This is a genomic window from Ruegeria sp. HKCCSP351 (assembly GCF_017872535.1).
Lineage (GTDB): Bacteria > Pseudomonadota > Alphaproteobacteria > Rhodobacterales > Rhodobacteraceae > Ruegeria.
On the sequence record NZ_JAEDOV010000002.1, the window covers coordinates 225,176 to 242,520 of the forward strand.

General features: G+C 61.0%; 16 protein-coding genes. 15 read left to right on the forward strand and 1 reads right to left on the reverse strand.

Translation table 11 applies throughout. The annotated features are described in order from the left end of the window. From cobN to cobJ, 5 genes are read left to right on the forward strand one after another with little or no spacing between them, the layout of a single operon-like run. Positions 1-3,294, forward strand: coding sequence for a cobaltochelatase subunit CobN (gene cobN, locus I9182_RS05245; RefSeq protein WP_209597015.1), 3,294 nt, complete (start codon positions 1-3; stop codon positions 3,292-3,294). Further along, entirely contained in the window at positions 3,291-4,412 is a 1,122-nt protein-coding gene (locus I9182_RS05250) for a cobalamin biosynthesis protein CobG (RefSeq protein WP_209597016.1), read from the forward strand. Before cobN ends, I9182_RS05250 begins: the two co-directional genes overlap by 4 nt. Next, complete coding sequence (locus I9182_RS05255) at positions 4,412-5,041, forward strand: precorrin-8X methylmutase (RefSeq protein ID WP_209597018.1); 630 nt, start codon at positions 4,412-4,414, stop codon at positions 5,039-5,041. The genes I9182_RS05250 and I9182_RS05255 overlap by 1 nt, the downstream gene beginning before the upstream one ends. After that, positions 5,038-5,766 carry a precorrin-2 C(20)-methyltransferase gene (locus I9182_RS05260; protein WP_209597020.1) on the forward strand — a complete coding sequence of 243 codons (729 nt, stop codon included), beginning with the start codon at positions 5,038-5,040 and terminating at the stop codon, positions 5,764-5,766. The genes I9182_RS05255 and I9182_RS05260 overlap by 4 nt, the downstream gene beginning before the upstream one ends. Further along, complete coding sequence (cobJ, locus tag I9182_RS05265) at positions 5,763-6,527, forward strand: precorrin-3B C(17)-methyltransferase (RefSeq protein WP_209597022.1); 765 nt, start codon at positions 5,763-5,765, stop codon at positions 6,525-6,527. The genes I9182_RS05260 and cobJ overlap by 4 nt, the downstream gene beginning before the upstream one ends. Here cobJ and I9182_RS05270 read toward each other — a convergent pair. Then, the gene (locus I9182_RS05270; protein WP_209597024.1) at positions 6,518-7,249 is read right to left on the reverse strand and encodes a cobalt-precorrin-6A reductase; all 732 of its coding nucleotides are present in this window, start codon (positions 7,247-7,249) and stop codon (positions 6,518-6,520) included. The two genes, cobJ and I9182_RS05270, sit on opposite strands and share 10 nt — an antisense overlap. Here I9182_RS05270 and cbiE point away from each other — a divergent pair. From cbiE to I9182_RS05320, 10 genes are all read left to right on the forward strand, one after another. Further along, entirely contained in the window at positions 7,248-8,447 is a 1,200-nt protein-coding gene (cbiE, locus tag I9182_RS05275; RefSeq protein WP_209597026.1) for a precorrin-6y C5,15-methyltransferase (decarboxylating) subunit CbiE, read from the forward strand. The genes I9182_RS05270 and cbiE overlap by 2 nt on opposite strands. Continuing rightward, a complete protein-coding gene (locus tag I9182_RS05280) occupies positions 8,444-8,812 on the forward strand; it encodes a cobalamin biosynthesis protein (protein ID WP_209597571.1) in 369 nt (122 codons plus the stop codon). The genes cbiE and I9182_RS05280 overlap by 4 nt, the downstream gene beginning before the upstream one ends. Beyond that, positions 8,809-9,603, forward strand: a complete 795-nt coding sequence (cobM, locus tag I9182_RS05285) for a precorrin-4 C(11)-methyltransferase (RefSeq protein WP_209597028.1) — start codon at positions 8,809-8,811, stop codon at positions 9,601-9,603. Before I9182_RS05280 ends, cobM begins: the two co-directional genes overlap by 4 nt. Beyond that, positions 9,590-10,912, forward strand: coding sequence for a cobyrinate a,c-diamide synthase (locus I9182_RS05290; RefSeq protein ID WP_209597030.1), 1,323 nt, complete (start codon positions 9,590-9,592; stop codon positions 10,910-10,912). The genes cobM and I9182_RS05290 overlap by 14 nt, the downstream gene beginning before the upstream one ends. Then, positions 10,909-11,637 carry a uroporphyrinogen-III C-methyltransferase gene (gene cobA / locus I9182_RS05295; RefSeq protein ID WP_209503309.1) on the forward strand — a complete coding sequence of 243 codons (729 nt, stop codon included), beginning with the start codon at positions 10,909-10,911 and terminating at the stop codon, positions 11,635-11,637. Before I9182_RS05290 ends, cobA begins: the two co-directional genes overlap by 4 nt. Further along, positions 11,630-12,373, forward strand: coding sequence for a precorrin-6A synthase (deacetylating) (gene cobF, locus I9182_RS05300; RefSeq protein ID WP_209597032.1), 744 nt, complete (start codon positions 11,630-11,632; stop codon positions 12,371-12,373). Before cobA ends, cobF begins: the two co-directional genes overlap by 8 nt. Positions 12,374-12,460: 87 nt before the next feature. Then, positions 12,461-12,919, forward strand: coding sequence for a DUF302 domain-containing protein (locus tag I9182_RS05305; protein ID WP_209503305.1), 459 nt, complete (start codon positions 12,461-12,463; stop codon positions 12,917-12,919). A 79-nt stretch (positions 12,920-12,998) separates the two neighbouring features. After that, positions 12,999-14,618: a thiamine pyrophosphate-binding protein gene (locus I9182_RS05310; protein ID WP_209597033.1), complete on the forward strand. Its 1,620-nt coding sequence runs from the start codon at positions 12,999-13,001 to the stop codon at positions 14,616-14,618. Further along, positions 14,605-15,789: a CaiB/BaiF CoA-transferase family protein gene (locus I9182_RS05315; protein WP_209597035.1), complete on the forward strand. Its 1,185-nt coding sequence runs from the start codon at positions 14,605-14,607 to the stop codon at positions 15,787-15,789. Before I9182_RS05310 ends, I9182_RS05315 begins: the two co-directional genes overlap by 14 nt. Before the next feature lie 179 nt (positions 15,790-15,968). Beyond that, complete coding sequence (locus tag I9182_RS05320) at positions 15,969-17,339, forward strand: tetratricopeptide repeat protein (RefSeq protein ID WP_209597037.1); 1,371 nt, start codon at positions 15,969-15,971, stop codon at positions 17,337-17,339. The last annotated feature ends 6 nt before the right edge of the window (positions 17,340-17,345 follow it).

The window sequence follows — 17,345 nt, forward strand, 5'->3', positions numbered from 1 at the left end:
ATGCACGTCGTCTTTCGCGAAAGCCACGGGCTCGAGGAAACCGAGACCCCAACCGATCTGGGCCAAAGCCCGGCTGATCTGGTTGTGCTGTCCTTTTCCGACAGTGACCTGGGTGCTTTCGCGGCGGGCTGGCATCGCGGCGGCGGACCTGAGGGGCGGATGCCCACGATGCGGCTGGCCAATCTTGCTGCATTGAAACACCCCCTGTCCGTCGACACCTATGTTGAACAGACACTTGAAGGCGCAAAGGGCATCCTGATCCGTCTGATCGGTGGCGTGCCCTATTGGTCTTACGGATTGCAACAGGTTCTGGCACTGGCGCAGGCCAAAGGCATCGCTCTGGCCGTTTTACCGGCGGATGGGCGCGAAGACACTCGGTTGGATGAGTATTCGACCCTGCCCCTCTCGACCCTGCGGCGGCTGGCACATCTGTGTGACACCGGCGGCGAAGTCGCCGCGCAGGCCGCATTGGCCCAGATGGCGCTGGCAGCAGGGCTTTATGCCGGGCCAGTGATAGGCGCAAAAACCCTGCCCGAATGCGGTGCGTGGTGCCCGGATCAGGGTGTCGTCCCGGTGGATTCCGCGTTCGATAACGATGCGAAACGCATCCTTGTCACCTTCTACCGCGCATATCTGACATCCGCAGACACCGCCCCGGTCGCGGCCCTGATCCGCAGCCTGCGCGCCCGCGGGCTCCAGGCGGTGGGTCTGTTTGCCCCTTCACTCAAGGCCCCGGTCGCTGCCGACTGGCTCAGGGAACAGGTCGTTGCCCTGAGACCATCGGCGATCATCAACGCCACTTCATTCTCGGGCAAGGGCGCATCCGGCACGTCGCCTCTGGACGCAGCGGATGTGCCGGTGTTTCAGGTCGCCCTCGCCACCTCGCGACGCAAGGCCTGGGCCGAGGCGGAACGCGGCCTGTCACCCGCCGACCTCGCCATGCACGTGGTATTGCCCGAAGTGGACGGGCGAATATCGGCAGGCGTTGCCTCCTTCAAAGAGCCGGGCAAGCGCGATCCGCAACTGGAATACTCGCGTTTTGCGCATCGGGCCGAGCCGGACCGGATCGAGGCGATCATCGACCGGGTATCGGGCTGGCTTGCCCTGAATGACAAACCAAAGGCAGATCAGATTCCCGCATTAGTACTTTCCACATATCCGGGCAAAGACTGGCAAATGGCCCATGCGGTCGGTCTCGACGCACTGGCCTCGGCTGAGGCGATGTTGTCTGATCTTTGCGGTGAAGGCTACAACATCGCGGCTGGCGAACCAATTGCCGACACACTCTTGGACGCCCGGATATCGTGGCCGCTTGAGGATTATCTGAGCGCACTCGCTGAATTACCCCAGACCCTGCGCACCGATCTGCACACCGTATGGGGCAATCCCGAGCAAGACCCAACTTTCGCTCATGGCGCGTTTCACTTCACGGCTATGCGACGCGGCAAGGCACTGGTCGCACTGCAACCAGAACGCGGAACACCCGAGCTGCGGGATGACGACTATCATGACCTCTTGCGCACCCCGCGCCACATTTATGTCGCCTTCTATTTGTGGCTGCGCAAAGGTCTAGGAGCGGATGCGCTGATCCATATCGGTGCGCATGGAACGCTGGAATGGCTGCCCGGCAAATCAGTTGCCCTATCGGCAAACTGCTGGCCCGAGGCGCTGATCCGTGACCTGCCGGTGATCTACCCGTTCATCGTCAACGACCCGGGCGAGGCCGCGCAGGCCAAACGCCGGATCGGCGCGGTGACTCTGGGCCACATCCCGCCTCCCATGAAAGAAAGCGGAACGCCGGATCGGATGGTGCGGCTGGAAGCCCTGCTGGACGAGTTTTCAAACGCGGACGGCCTTGACCCCAGACGCCGTGACCGGTTGCAGGAAGATATCCGGGAAGAAGCACAGGCCATTGGGCTGGAGAACGATCTGGGTCTGGACCAGGCCACCAGCACCGCCGAAGCAATCACCCGCATCGACCGCTTTGTCTGCGATATCAAGGAAAGTCAGTTTGGCGACGGGCTGCACGTCTATGGGCGTGTCCCGGATGTGACCGGCAGTTTCGACCCAGCCCCATCCGCCCATGCCGAACGCAAGGCCCTGATCAATGCGCTGGCCGGCAAGCGGATCGAGGCTGGCCCGTCCGGCTCGCCCTATCGGGGCCGCTCTGACGTGCTGCCGACCGGGCGAAACCTGTTTACCACCGATCCTCGGTCTGTGCCCACCCGCGCAGCCTACGCGCAAGGTGTGAAACTGGCCGAGGAACTGGTACGGCGGCACTTGCAGGAGGAAGGCGATTACCCGAAAGGGCTGATTGTCGATCTGTGGGGATCGGCCACCATGCGCACGGCGGGCGAAGAATTCGCCATGGCCCTGCACCTGCTGGGTGTAAAGCCTGTTTGGGACAAGGGGTCCGAGCGGGTTTCGGGTATCGAAGTGCTGCCCATCACCGACCTGAGCCGCCCGCGCCTGGACGTCACCCTGCGGGTTTCAGGCTTGTTTCGCGATGTGTTCCCTACGTTGTCAGCCCTTTATGGTCAGGCGGTCCGGGCTTTGTCAGAGCGTGATGAAGCGACCGACTGGAACCCCTATGCCAGTCACGCCCCGGCTGCGCGGGTGTTTGGCCCGGCACCCGGCAGTTACGGCCTGAACATGACCCATCTGTCCGAGACCTATACGGACGAAGCGCGCACCCAAGCCGGGGAGGCATGGCTGGAGGCCAGCTCGTACGCGCTGGAAGGTGAGCACATTGCGCAAGACAAAGAGGGAATCACGGATCGTGTCGCCAATGCCGACAGTTTTGTTCACCTCCAGGATCTGACGGAAACTGACCTGCTGCTGGCCAACGATTATGCCACGCATGAGGCCGGTTTTGCCGCCGCCAAGAAATTCGTCGGCGGATCCGCGCAGCTTTACCATCTGGACAACACCAACCCCGATAATCCGCGCGCCCGGACTCTGCCGGAAGAAATCAGCCGCGTCGTTCATGCCCGTGCTGCCAACCCCGGCTGGATTGCGGGGATGCAGCGCCATGGTTTTCGCGGCGCCGCCGAGATTGCTGCGACGCTGGATCACATGGCCTCTTTTGCGCATCTGTCCGGAACCGTCGCTCCGCATCTATTTGATCTCTACCACGAAGCCACATTGGGCAATGAGGCCGTTGATGCCTTTCTGCAAGAGGCCAACCCGAAGGCCCATCAGGCCATGCAAGACAGGTTCCGTGCATTGCTGGAAGCGGGGCTTTGGAACACACGCCGGAATTCGATCCGTGCCGACTTGGAGGGTTTGGGATGAGTGCACCTATCGTTCAAGGCTGGTGCCCTGGCGCACATCGCCCGATGATGTCAGGCGACGGGCTGGTCGTGCGGGTCCGTCCGCGTCTGGCGCGACTGAGTGCCAGGCAGGCTATTGGTTTGTGCGAACTGGCTGAACGGTTCGGCAACGGCACCATTGACCTGACCAATCGTGCCAACCTGCAACTGCGCGGCGTGGATGAGCGCGACCACCAGCCGTTGCTTGTGGAACTTGCAGCGCTGAACTTGCTTGATACGGAACCCGGCATCGAAGTACGCCGCAATATTCTGGTCACTCCGCTCTATCAGGCGGGCGATTTGACCGCGCGGCTGACACTGGAGTTGATTGATCGACTGGCCGAATTGCCTGCTCTGCCCGCTAAGTTTGGATTTGCCATAGATACAGGCCCGAAGCGCCTGTTAGCCTCAGATTCCGCAGATATTCGTCTGGAACTGGGTGCCGACGGTCTGATCCTGCGCGCCGACGGCTGCAAAACCGGGCGATGTGTGACCGAGGATGACGCCATTAACCACGTGATCGCGCTGGCCCGATGGTTTGCCCAGACCTATACGGCCGAGACACGTCGCATGGCGCGGGTCACCCACGCACTGCCACAGGAATGGCAGGGATTTGCCCCCGGTCCTGTCGGTGAAAAACTGCAACCCGGCCCCTGTGAACTGGGTGCTCTATACGGCGCGGCATTCGGCTCGCTGCCTGCGCGCAAGCTTTGTGAACTGATCGAAGCCAGCGGCGCTTCTGCCTTGCGTGTCACCCCGTGGCGACTGATCCTGCTGGAAGGCGGGGCGGCGATACCCGCCCCGGATTTTGTCACTGACGGAGCCGATCCGATGATGACAACCGACGCCTGCCCCGGCGCGCCGTTCTGCCCGCAAGCGCAGGTGGAAACGCGCGACATCGCCCGTGCATTGGCCCGGCGCATTCCCGGTCGCCTGCATGTCTCGGGCTGCGCCAAGGGATGCGCCCATATGGGCCCGGCCGACATCACTGTGGTCGGCAACAACGGGCGATTTGATCTTGTCAAACAGGGCCGCGCGGGGGATGAGCCCAGCCAACGCGGGCTCGACCCGAAAACACTCATGACTATGGACTTCACCTGATGCCCTACACTTACGAAACTGATGGCGCGGCGATCTACAAGGAAAGCTTTGCCACCATCCGGTCCGAGGCTGATCTGACCCGCTTTGATGCCGATGAAGAGCAGGTCGCCGTTCGGATGATCCACGCCGCCGGCATGGTCGGGCTGGAGGAGTTTGTACATTTCTCACCCGGGTTTGTGCAGACCGCACGCACGGCGCTGGAAAACGGCGCGGCGATCCTGTGTGACGCGCGCATGGTCAGCGAAGGTGTGACCCGCTTCCGTCTTCCTGCCGACAACGAGGTAATCTGCACCCTGCACGACGAACGCGTGCGTCCCCTGGCCGCCGAGATGAGCAACACCCGTTCCGCCGCTGCGCTGGAATTGTGGCGGCCGCATCTGGAGGGCGCGCTGGTCGCCATCGGCAATGCGCCCACCGCGCTGTTTCATTTGCTGAACATGCTGGAAGACCCGGATTGCCCGCGCCCTGCCGCGATCATCGGCTGCCCGGTCGGATTTGTCGGAGCGATGGAATCCAAAGATGCGCTATGGCAGGCGCAACCGGTGCCGTCCTGCATTGTCAAAGGTCGTCTGGGCGGCAGCGCCATCACCGTGGCGGCCATCAACGCCATTGCAAGCCGAGCAGAATGAAGATGGGCACCATATACGGTGTGGGCCTTGGCCCCGGCGATCCGGATCTGATGAGCGTCCGGGCTGATCGCCTGCTGCGCAACGCCAAGCATGTGGCATTCTTTCGCAAACCGGGTCGCAGCGGTCAGGCCCGCAAAATCGTCAACGGGATGATCCCCGAAGGCGCGATTGAATTCCCGATGGAATACCCTGTGACCACCGAGATCCCGGTCACCGATCCGCGTTATAACGAGTTGCTGGCCGCGTTCTATGAAGAGTGCACAGCACACCTGAAGACGCTGTCGGAACAGGGTGAGGATGTGGTGGTCCTGTGTGAGGGCGATCCGTTTTTCTACGGCTCGTTCATGCATCTTTACAATCGGTTGCGTGACGAAGCTCCGGTCGAGGTTGTGCCAGCCATCACCGGCATGTCCGGTGCGTGGACGGCTACGGGCGATCCGATCACATGGGGCGATGATGTGCTGACCGTGCTGGTTGGCACTCTGCCCGAGGAGGTTTTGGCTGAACGTATGGCGCAGACAGATGCTTTGGTCGTGATGAAAATCGGGCGGAACATCGACAAGGTAAAACGCGCACTGAAAACCTCGGGGTTGTACGACCGCGCTTGGATTGTCGAATATGCGCAAATGCCGAACCAGACAGTGACAAAACTGTCCGAAGCCTGCGGGAAGATCACCCCGTATTTCTCGATCATCGTTGTGCACGGTCAGGGGCGGCGACCATGAGCGGCTGGGTCAAGATCGCAGGCCTTGGTCCGGGGGATGAGGCTCTGGTCACCCCTGAAGTTACAGCGGCTTTGGCCGACGCCACCGATGTAGTGGGCTATATCCCTTATGTGGCCCGCGTGGCCGACCGCCCCGGCCTGACCCTGCACGCCAGTGACAACCGGGTTGAAATCGACCGCTCGCAACACGCGCTGCAAATGGCCGCCGAAGGCAGGCGGGTGGTTGTTGTGTCCTCGGGCGATCCCGGTGTGTTTGCTATGGCGGCAGCTGTGTTCGAAGCGTTGGAGAATGGCCCCGCGGAATGGCGAGACCTTCAGATCGATGTACTGCCGGGGATCACCGCGATGCTGGCCGCATCTGCGCGCGCGGGCGCTCCGATGGGGCATGATTTCTGCGCCATCAACCTTAGCGACAACCTAAAGCCATGGACGCTGATCGAAAAACGCCTGCGCTTAGCTGCGCAAGGCGATTTTTCGATGGCCTTCTATAATCCCCGCTCGAAATCTCGCCCGGAAGGCTTTGTAAAGACAATGGAAATCCTGCGCGAAGAATGTGAACCCGAGCGAGTGATCCTGTTTGCACGCGCCGTGTCACGAGCGGATGAGGCGATCCGGATTTCCACACTGGCCGAGGCCACGCCCGAGATGGCGGATATGCAGACCGTGGTCATTGTCGGCTCGTCGCGCACCCGGGTCATCGAACGCCACGGCACGCCGATCGTCTATACGCCACGCTTCACCCCGGTCGAGGATCAGGGATGAGACAGCCAGTCCAGAACCTGTGCGACAGTCGAAAGCTCGGTCCGCTTGGGCAGAACAGGGCGGTCGATCATAAGCACTGGCAGACCCAGCGCCCGCGCTGCGTCCAGCTTGGCGCGCGCGCCCGAGCCGCCCGCGTTCTTGGACACCACAAGTTGCGTTCCATGTTGCTGCATCAGCGCGCGGTCATCAGCTTCTGTAAAAGGACCCCGGGCCACGACCACCTCTGCGTTGGGCAAGGGCAAAGTGTCGGGCTCATCCACAAGGCGCAGCAGGTAGTAATGCTGGGGCTGAGCAGCAAAGTCTTCAAGGTGCATACGTCCGACAGCCAAAAACACACGCTGCGGATCACCTGCAAGCGCATCGACGGCGGCAGAGATATCGGGCACGCGGTGCCAGACGTCGCGGGGTTGCGGCTTCCACGCCGCGCGGGTCAAGGCAGCCAGTGGAACCTGCGTTGTGTGACACGCCTCAATCGCGTTCCGGCTCATCTGCGCGGCAAATGGATGGGTCGCATCCACGACATGGGTGATCGCGTTTTCGCGGATGTAGTAGGCCAGACCTTCCGGGCCGCCAAACCCGCCAACTCGCACCGGCAACGGCTGCGAGCGCGGGGTTTCCACCCGTCCCGCATAAGAATACACAGCCGCAATCCCTTGTTCCGCAACAGCTTTGGCCAGAGCGTTGGCCTCGGTCGTGCCGCCAAGAATCAGGAGTTTGGGCATGTCTGAATCTCCGTGGCTGACCGTTCTGGGATTGGGCGAAGATGGGTTTGATGGCCTGTCGCCAACCAGCCGTCAAGTGCTGGACCGGGCCGAAGTGATCATGGGGCCGCCGCGCCACCTGTCGCTGCTGCCGGAAAACGAGGCCGAGCGGTTCGAATGGCCGGTGCCGTTCTCGGAGGGATTGCCGATCCTGAAAGGCCTGCGCGGACGGCAGACGGTGGTTCTGGCGTCAGGAGATCCGTTCTGGTTTGGCGCGGGGTCCGTCATCGCGCGTAACTTCGATGCCAACGAGTGGACCGCCCTGCCCTGCCAGTCCACGTTTTCGCTGGCCGCTGCGCGCCTGGGCTGGCCTTTGGAAAGCACGCTGACCTTTGGCCTGCACGCCGCACCTTTGACCCGGTTGCGGCCGCATCTGGCCGCGGGCCTGCACGCCATTGTACTTTTGCGTGACGGCAAGGCGGTTGCTGAACTGGCGACATATCTAAGCGAAACCGGATTTGCCGACAGCGCGTTGCATGTGATGCAGGCCCTCGGCGGCCCGCGTGAAAACGTCCAGACAGTGAGCCTGACCGAAGCTCTGCTGGGAACCTTCGATCATCCTGTCTGCGTCGGGTTGGAAGTGACCGGCACTGGGCGGGGAGTGTCCAAGGCCTCGGGCAAGCCGGATGATCTTTTTGAAACCGACGGCCAGATCACCAAACGCCCGATCCGGGCGCTGACCCTGTCCGCATTGGCGCCACAGAGGGGTGAGCATCTGTGGGACATTGGCGGTGGCACCGGCTCGATCAGCATCGAATGGCTGATGTGCGACCCGACCATGACTGCCACCAGTATCGAACCCCGTGCCGACAGGGCCGAACGCATTCGTCGCAATGCCGACGCGCTGGGGCAGGATCGGTTACAAGTTGTCCACGGTACCGCACCCGAAGCGCTGGCCGGATTGCCCCTGCCGGACGTGGTTTTCATCGGCGGTGGGCTCAGCACTAGCCTGCTGGCGTGGCTTCGCGACGCCTTGCCCGCTGGCACCCGGTTGGTCGCCAATGCGGTAACGCTGGAAAGCGAAGCCCTGTTGGCGCGATGGCACGAAGACCTAGGCGGAGACCTTTTGCGGATCGAACTGGCACATTCTGCACCGCTCGGACCGCGGCGCGGCTGGAAAGCTGCCTATCCGGTCGTACAGTGGAGCGTGACGCTATGATCGTGGCAGGTTTGGGCTTTTCATCAGACGCGACGACAGACAGTTTGCGCGCCGCCTATGACGCGGCAGCAGCCAGCCATGATGTCCAAGCTCTAGCGACGGTTGCCGACAAAAGCGGCCACTCTGCGCTGGCGGCCTTTGCGGAAAGCCTTGCCCTTCCGCTGCATTTCGTGGCGGTTGCCGATTTAGCCGGACAACGCACCCTGACATGTTCGAACCGCAGCCGTGCCGCTTATGGCACCGGCAGCGTAGCCGAAGCATCGGCCCTTGCCGCCGCCGGGTCCGGCGCGCGGCTGCTTTCACCCAGACGCATTTCGGACGACCGGCTGGCCACCTGCGCCATCGCCATCGGAGGACAAACATGACCGTTCATTTCATCGGCGCCGGACCGGGCGCTGCAGACCTGTTGACATTGCGTGGGCGCGACATCATCGCCTCGTGCCCCGTGTGCCTTTATGCCGGATCGCTGGTGCCCGAGGAAATTTTGAGCCATTGCCCCAAAGACGCAAAAATCGTCAACACTGCGCCCATGGATCTGGACCACATCATGGCCGAGATTGAAGTCGCGCATAAAGCAGGTCAGGATGTGGCGCGGCTGCATTCGGGCGATTTGTCAGTCTGGTCAGCGATGGGTGAACAGATCCGCCGCCTGAAAGAAATGGGCATTCCGGTCAGTGTGACCCCAGGCGTGCCATCCTTTGCCGCCGCCGCAGCGGCCCTGGGCACCGAACTAACCTTGCCGGGATTGGCGCAATCGGTGGTTCTGACCCGAACGCCGGGGCGCGCGTCATCCATGCCCGAAGGTGAAACGCTGGTGAATTTTGCCCGAACCGGCGCGACATTGGCCATTCATCTGTCAATCGGCAATCTGGACAAGGTTATTGCAGACCTGACCCCGGCTTATGGTGCAAATTGTCCGGTGGCCGTTGTCTATCGCGCAAGCTGGCCGGATGAACAGATCATCCGCGCAACGCTGGAAACCCTGAAAGGGTCGCTGGATGAAAGCATCTCGCGCACGGCTTTGATCATGGTCGGCCCCGCGCTGGCCGGTGAGGGTTTTGACGAAAGCTGCCTTTATTCCAGAGACTACGACCGCCGCTATCGCCCGCAAAGTGCCGACAGCCCTTGGTCAACCTGGAGCCATGGTGATGACTAACCCTCCGGGTATTCTGATTTCAGCTCCCTCTTCGGGTACTGGCAAGACGACGGTCATGCTGGGCCTCTTGCGCGCGTTGGCCGAGGATGGCCTGACCGTTCAACCGTTCAAGAGCGGACCGGACTATATCGACCCCGCCTTTCACCGGGCGGCGGCCGGGCGGGCTTCGTTCAATCTGGACAGCTGGGCCATGGCAGATCCCCTGCTCAGCGCAATTTCTGCTCAGGCCGAAGGCGCTGACATTGTGGTGGCCGAGGGCTCGATGGGTTTGTTCGACGGTGTCGCAAAGCCTGGCGAAGTTGGGCACGGTTCGAGTGCCGAGACCGCCCTGCGCATGCGCTGGCCCGTTGTGCTTGTCTTGGATGTGGGCGGGCAGGCACAATCAGCGGCGGCAACAGCGCTGGGGTTCAGGATGTACAATCCCGATCTGCCCTTTGCCGGAGTTATCCTGAACCGATGCGCCAGCCCCCGCCACGAACGCCTGACCCGTCTGGGAATGGAGCGCGCGGGCCTGCCTGTTCTGGGCGTGCTGCCCCGCCGTGGTGATTTGACCCTGCCAGAGCGGCATCTGGGACTTATTCAGGCGGTTGAACACCCCGATCTGGAAAGCGCCATTGTAGGCTATGCCGCGTTCTTGCGAGAACATGTAGACCTCGACGCTATCAAGCGGGCAGCTTCCTCAGGCCCCGGCGGACCTTCGTCAGCCGCGCTGCCGCAGCCCCCGGCCCAGCGGATCGCGCTGGCCCGTGATGCCGCCTTTTCCTTTACCTATCCTCACCTTTTGCAAGGGTGGCACGATGCGGGTGCCGAGATCCTGCCTTTTTCCCCCTTGGCAGACGAACCTCCGGCGGCGGATGCCGATCTGGTCTGGCTGCCTGGCGGGTATCCCGAATTGCATGCCGGAGCATTGGCGGCGGCCACCACCTTTCTGAGTGGACTGCGTAAACATGCGGAAACAAAACCGGTGCACGGAGAATGCGGCGGCTACATGGCGCTTGGTCAGGCGCTGATCGACAAGGACGGCGTGCAACATGAAATGGCCGGCTTGCTGGGCCTTGTCACATCTTATCAGAAGCGCAAGTTCAACCTTGGTTACAGAAAGGCCGCCCTTCTGGCCCCTATGCCCGGCTTTGCCAAAGGATCGGCATTGCGCGGACACGAGTTCCACTATTCCTCAATCATGGATCAACCGGACGCCCCATTGGCACGCGTGTTTGACGCCGAAGGGGAAGAAGGCCCGCAAACCGGATCACTACGCGGCAATGTCACTGGCACGTTCTTTCACCTGATTGCGGAGGCGTCGGCATGAGCGGCTTTGTCTCTTTCATCGGCTCTGGCCCCGGTGATCCGGAACTACTGACGCTCAAGGCGGTGGACCGGATGCAAAAAGCCGACGCGATCTTGTTCGACGATCTCAGCAGTGGCCCGATCCTGAGCCATGCGCGCGACGATGCGGATCTGGTTGGTGTCGGAAAGCGGGCCGGTCGTCCGTCACCCAAGCAGGACCATGTCAGCCGGCTGCTGGTGGATTACGCGCAGTCCGGTCAGCATGTGGTGCGCCTGAAGTCCGGCGACGGCGGTATGTTCGGACGGCTTGAGGAAGAGCTTGTCGCCCTGCGCGCAGCCGGTATCGCCTATGAGATCATTCCCGGCGTCCCCTCGGCAATAGCAGCGGCAGCAGCCGCTGGCATTCCATTGACGCGCAGGCTCACGGCCCGACGGGTTCAGTTCGTGACGGGCCATGACGTCAGTGGTGATCTACCCGGCGACCTGAACCTGAAAGCGCTGGCCGATCCGCAGGCCACGACCGTCGTTTTCATGGGCAAGCGCACCTTTCCCCTGCTGGTCGATACGCTGCACGCCCAAGGTTTGCCTTTGGATACTCCGGCGCTTATGGCCGAATCCGTCTCGACTCCCGACCAAAAACTGCAACGCGCCACGATTGGCGCGCTCGCAGAACAGCTGAAAACCGAGATTGGCAAAGCACCGGCGCTGATCCTTTATGGTCCGCTGGCGGAGTTCGACGATGATTGATCTGAGCTTGATCGGCATCGGCACCGGCAATCCGGATCATGTAACGTTTCAAGGCGCGCAAGCCATCCGGGCGGCGGATTTGATCCTGATTCCGCGCAAAGGGGAAAACAAGGCTGATCTGGCCGGGCTGCGTGAAGCGATCATCGAGCGTGTCGCCGAAACGCCGCCACAGATCGCCTATTTCGATATTCCCCAGCGCCGGGCCGACGATGGCTACCTGCGCGGTGTCGATGAATGGCACGACACCATCGCCCTGCGCTGGCAAGCGGCCATTGCCGCGCACCCAAAGGCGCAGCATGTCGCGTTGCTGATCTGGGGGGATCCGTCCCTCTATGACAGCTCACTGCGCATCGCTGCACGATTGAACCCGCAACCAAATACCAAGGTTATCCCCGGCATCACCGCGTTGCAGGCGCTGACCGCTGCCCATGCGATTCCGATCAATGATCTGGGCGCACCTTACGTTGTTACAACCGGTCGTCGTATCCGGGATGAAGGCTGGCCTGATGCGGCCTCGAACGTTGCGGTGATGCTGGATGGCGAATGTTCGTTCCAAACCCTTGATACGGCAGGTTTTGACATCTGGTGGGGCGCCTATGTGGGTATGAAAGAAGAGGTTCTGATCAGTGGCCCGCTGGATGAGGTTGCGCAGAACATCCTTAAGACCCGGGCGAAGGCCCGCGCCGAACATGGCTGGATCATGGATATCTACCTATTGAAGGCGCGACGGAAATAACGCACGGGCAAATAAACACGGGTTTGTGATGACGTGGATCGCTCAGGTCTGGCACACAGGTTGCACCTCAATACAGGAGACGTGACAATGAAAGCCCTCATTCCCTTGCTCTGCCTGATCGCTTTACCCGTTTGGGCACAAGACGCCCCAACCGGTTGGGCCGTGCTTCCTGCGGACAAGACCTACTCGGAACTGGTCGATGCAACCAAGGCTGCAATCAAGGACAACGGGCTAATTGTGGTGACGCAGGCTGGCCCCACCAAAGCTGCTGCGGCGCGCGGGATCACCATTCCAGGCAATCTGGTGATTGGTGCGTTCAACAACGATTACGCGGTGCGGGTGCTGGAAACCTCTACCAATGCGATGATCGAAGCACCGATCCGTTTCTACGTCACCGAGAACGAGGACGGGACCGCAACCCTGTCTTACAAGACCCCCAGCTTCGTGTTTGCCCCTTACATGGCGGAAGGCGGGCAAGTCTTGCAGGACATTGCCGCAGAATTGGATACAGCCTTTCAATCCGTCGCCGAAGAGGCAGTCAAATAGTCACACTGACGTGATCCGCCTTGCGTCTGGTGGCGTCCTCCGCAATCTGCTTCGAAACGGTTATCTCGGAGCATGACTGATGCAGGACCCCACGCCGCGCGCCGCCGATCTTCTGGCCCAACGCCTGTACGAAGCGGGGTGCCGCCACGCGTTTGGAATGCCGGGGGGTGAGGTGCTGACACTGGTGGATGCGCTTGAGAAAGCGGGCATCACCTTTCATCTGACAAAACATGAAAACTCGGCCGGATTCATGGCCGAGGCCGTGCATCACCGCGACGGCGCGCCTGCGATTCTGGTCGCCACTTTGGGTCCCGGCGCGATGAACGGCATCAACGTGGTGGCCAATGCGTTGCAGGACCGTGTTCCGATGATCGTTCTGACCGGTTGTGTCGATGCGGACGAAGCGCTGACCTACACCCATCAGGTTATGGACCACAGCCAGGTTTACCGTTCCATCACCAAGGGCACGTTTACCCTGACGGCCAAGGGTGCGGATATCATCGCAGACAAGGCGGTGTCGCTGGCCACGCAGCCGCGACCGGGGCCGGTTCATATTGATGTCCCGATCTCGGTCGCCGACACGCCGGTGACGGGTAAAAAACGCCGCCGCCTGGCCAAGGTCGCGCCTGTCAGCCCCAATGGTGAATGCCTTGAAAAAGCCCGGCGCTGGGTGGCTGAGGCCGAGCGACCTATCGCCATTATCGGTCTCGATGTTCTCTATGACGACTCGCGCAGTGTGGTGCAGGCGTTTTTGGAACATTTCGGAATTCCATTTGTGACCACCTACAAGGCCAAGGGTGTTGTTCCCGAAGATCACCCTTTGTGTTTGGGCGGCGCTGGCCTGTCGCCTTTGGCAGACAAGCACCTTGTCCCATTGGTTGAACAAGCCGATCTGGTGCTGTGTCTGGGCTATGACCCGATCGAAATGCGCCCCGGCTGGCGCGAAATCTGGGACCCTGAAGAAAAACGTGTCATCGACATATCAGCGGTGATCAATGACCACTACATGCATCAGGCGGGTCTTAATCTGGTGGCCGACACGGGCGAGACGCTGGAGGCCATTGCCAAGGGAAACCCTGCCCGCGCAACGTGGCCGGGTGGTGAGCCCGCGCAGGTCAAATCTGCTCTGGCACAGGCCTTTCCCACCGATGAGGACTGGGGACCCGCAGCGGTCATCGCCGAAACGCGCGCTACCCTGCCCCCCGAAACGCTGGCAACCGCCGACAGCGGCGCGCATCGCATTCTGCTGAGCCAGATGTGGGAATGCAGCGAAGAACGTGGGCTGATCCAATCCTCGGCGCTCTGCACCATGGGCTGCGCTGTCCCAATGGCCATTGGTCTGAAACTGGCCGAGCCCGACCGCCCGGTGATCAGCTTTTCGGGTGATGCCGGGTTTTTGATGGTCGCCGGGGAATTGTCGACGGCAGCTGAAATGGGTGGCAATCCGATCTTTCTTGTCTTCGTAGATGCCAGCCTTGCCCTTATCGAGTTGAAACAGCGGCAGCGGCAGATGGGCAAGAATGGCGTGGATTTCGGCCACCATGACTTCGCCACCATGGGCCGTGCTTTTGGTGGGAACGGCCACACCGTCCGCAACCGGGCAGAGTTGCGTGCAGCACTTGAAGCTGCTGTAAAGACTGAGACATTTACCGTCATCGCCGCTGAAATCGACCGGGGAGGATATGATGGCCGCATCTGAGGGCCCGCTGAAGGGCGTCAAGGTTCTGGACCTCAGCCGTATCTTGGCCGGGCCGACCTGCACGCAGTTGCTGGGTGATCTGGGCGCCAGTGTCATCAAGATCGAGAACCCTGCCACCGGGGGAGACGACACGCGGCAATGGGGTCCGCCCTATGTGACCGATGCCGACGGCAACCGCTCGGACCTGAGCGCCTATTTCATGTCAGCGAACCGAAACAAGAAATCCGTGGCACTGGATATCGCGACTAAGAAAGGTCAGGCGGAAATCCGGCGGCTGGCCTCACACGCGGATATTCTGATCGAAAATTTCAAACCTGGCGGTCTGGCCAAATACGGGCTGGATTATGCCACCCTGTCACAGGACTTCCCCAGCCTCGTTTACTGCTCGATCTCGGGTTACGGCCAAACCGGACCAAATGCCAGCAAGCCCGGCTATGACCTGATGGCGCAAGGCTATGGAGGGATCATGTCCCTTACCGGCGACCCGGAAGGCGCGCCTATGAAAGTGGGGGTTGGAATCGCTGATGTGATGTGCGGAATGTATGCGAGCGTTGGTATTCTGGCCGCACTGCGCCACCGCGATCTGACCGGTGAAGGTCAGCAGGTCGATCTGGCACTGGTTGATTCTCAGATCGCATGGCTGATCAACGAGGGCGTCAATTACCTGACTTCTGGCAACGTTCCGCAACGCCGCGGAAACGGGCACCCCAACATCGTGCCTTATGACGTTTACGAGACATCCGATGGGCATGTCATTCTGGCGGTTGGAAATGATGGCCAGTTCAGAAAGCTGTGCGATTTCCTGGGACAACCCGAACTTGCCGACGATCCCAGATTCGTGACCAACCCAGCGCGACTGGAACACCGTGATGCGCTGAACGCCATTCTTCGGCCGGCGGTTCAACGGCTGGATACGCGATCCGTAATTTCCGGTCTTGAAGCCGTGAAAGTGCCCGTGGGTCCGGTCCAGACGCTGGATCAGGTTTTTGATACGGAACAGGTAGCAGCACGAAATATGCAGATTTCGATGCAGACCCAGCCCGGTAAGGTGAACCTGATCGGGAATCCCCTTAACCTGTCACGTACGCCTGTAACATATCGCAGTGCACCACCCACCTGCGGGGCCGATACTGATTGGGTGTTAAACGCTGAAAACCCGTTCGACGATTGAAACACTTGCACAACTAGGCGGCAAGTTGCTGAAACATGCCTTTGAATCGGCGGATTTTTTCGACTTTTTCACACACGACATTTCACCAATTCGAGAGCGGGGTCGATACTGATACGCCGCTCTCGCACACTCTGCTACATCAAACAGTGTCAAATACCGCAATCAGATTGGACCCAAGTATGAAACAAGACGTTTTTGGACAGATGAACACCTTGGCGCAGCCTGAAGCTGTCGAAGCCTGGAATGGTGTTCTGCTTGGGTTCATGGCACATGCCGCGGTTACGCCCCAACATCTGAGCAAAGTGCTGGAGCTTGAGCCCGATTTTGCTTTGGGTCATGCCGTGAAAGGCCTGTTCATGGGCCTTCTCGGTCGGCGCGAGATGATGGCGGTTGCAGTCGAGGCTTTGGCGGCTGCCAATGCTGCGATGAAACAGCAGCCCGTCTCGGCACGCGAGCGGTTGTTTGTCGATGCTTTGGGGCTGTATCTGGCGGGCCAACTGACACAGGCGGTGCAAAAGTTCGAAGCGGTCCTGCGCGATCATCCGCAGGATACGTTGGCGATGAAACTCAGCCACGCGACCCGTTTCGTTCTGGGCGATCCGGGCGGAATGCGCCGTTCGATCGAACGGGTGATGCCTGCATATGAACCCGATCATCCCGGTCGGGGCTATCTGCTGGGCTGCCATTCCTTCGCGCTGGAAGAAACCGGAGCTTATGAAAAGGCCGAAATCGCGGGACGTCAGGCGCTTTGGATGGTGTCCGACGATGCCTGGGGTCTGCACGCGGTGGCCCATGTCCATGAAATGACCGGCAACGCGCAGCTGGGCCTTGACTGGCTGGCCGGACGCGAGGCGGCCTGGGCCCATTGCAACAACTTCCGCTATCACGTCTGGTGGCACAAGGCCCTGATGCATCTGGATCTTGGTCAGGTCGATCAGGTGATGGATCTGTATGACAACCACGTTCGCAAGGACAAAACCGACGATTACCGCGACATCTCGAACGGAACCTCGTTGCTGATGCGGCTTGAACTAGAAGGCGTAAACGTCGGGAATCGCTGGGAAGAACTGGCTGACCTGAGTGCTGCACGCACCGAAGACGGCTGCCTGATCTTTGCGGATCTGCATTATCTGCTGGCGCTGACCGGTGGCAACCGCGCGGATGCCACCGCCAAGATGCTGACTCGCCTCAACAAGGATGCAGCGCGCGCCAATGACGACACCACCCGCCGTATGGCCGATCCCGGTGTCGCGGCCGCCATGGGTCTTGAAGCCTTTGGTGACGGCCATTATGGCACGGCATTTGATCACCTGTTGGCAGCGCGCGGTTCGATGCAACTGGCTGGTGGCAGCCACGCGCAACGTGATGTATTTGAACGCATTACTATCGATTCCGGGCTTCGGGCCGGTCGTCTCGATGCGGTTGAACGCATTCTGGACGACCGTCGCGCCAAGCGCGCCGGGGGAGAAGACAATTATGCCATCGCGCGCCGCGCCCTGATTGATGCGGCCCGCGACGGCGGAGACATGCAAAGCGTCCCCGCCGAATAACAAGAC

Coding starts and splice junctions, on each gene's coding strand:
- cobN (WP_209597015.1), top strand. CDS start 1: ATGCACGTCGTCTTTCGCGAAAGCCACGGGCTCGAGGAAACCGAGACC.
- I9182_RS05250 (WP_209597016.1), top strand. CDS start 3,291: ATGAGTGCACCTATCGTTCAAGGCTGGTGCCCTGGCGCACATCGCCCG.
- I9182_RS05255 (WP_209597018.1), top strand. CDS start 4,412: ATGCCCTACACTTACGAAACTGATGGCGCGGCGATCTACAAGGAAAGC.
- I9182_RS05260 (WP_209597020.1), top strand. CDS start 5,038: ATGAAGATGGGCACCATATACGGTGTGGGCCTTGGCCCCGGCGATCCG.
- cobJ (WP_209597022.1), top strand. CDS start 5,763: ATGAGCGGCTGGGTCAAGATCGCAGGCCTTGGTCCGGGGGATGAGGCT.
- cbiE (WP_209597026.1), top strand. CDS start 7,248: ATGTCTGAATCTCCGTGGCTGACCGTTCTGGGATTGGGCGAAGATGGG.
- I9182_RS05270 (WP_209597024.1), bottom strand. CDS start 7,249: ATGCCCAAACTCCTGATTCTTGGCGGCACGACCGAGGCCAACGCTCTG.
- I9182_RS05280 (WP_209597571.1), top strand. CDS start 8,444: ATGATCGTGGCAGGTTTGGGCTTTTCATCAGACGCGACGACAGACAGT.
- cobM (WP_209597028.1), top strand. CDS start 8,809: ATGACCGTTCATTTCATCGGCGCCGGACCGGGCGCTGCAGACCTGTTG.
- I9182_RS05290 (WP_209597030.1), top strand. CDS start 9,590: ATGGTGATGACTAACCCTCCGGGTATTCTGATTTCAGCTCCCTCTTCG.
- cobA (WP_209503309.1), top strand. CDS start 10,909: ATGAGCGGCTTTGTCTCTTTCATCGGCTCTGGCCCCGGTGATCCGGAA.
- cobF (WP_209597032.1), top strand. CDS start 11,630: ATGATTGATCTGAGCTTGATCGGCATCGGCACCGGCAATCCGGATCAT.
- I9182_RS05305 (WP_209503305.1), top strand. CDS start 12,461: ATGAAAGCCCTCATTCCCTTGCTCTGCCTGATCGCTTTACCCGTTTGG.
- I9182_RS05310 (WP_209597033.1), top strand. CDS start 12,999: ATGCAGGACCCCACGCCGCGCGCCGCCGATCTTCTGGCCCAACGCCTG.
- I9182_RS05315 (WP_209597035.1), top strand. CDS start 14,605: ATGGCCGCATCTGAGGGCCCGCTGAAGGGCGTCAAGGTTCTGGACCTC.
- I9182_RS05320 (WP_209597037.1), top strand. CDS start 15,969: ATGAAACAAGACGTTTTTGGACAGATGAACACCTTGGCGCAGCCTGAA.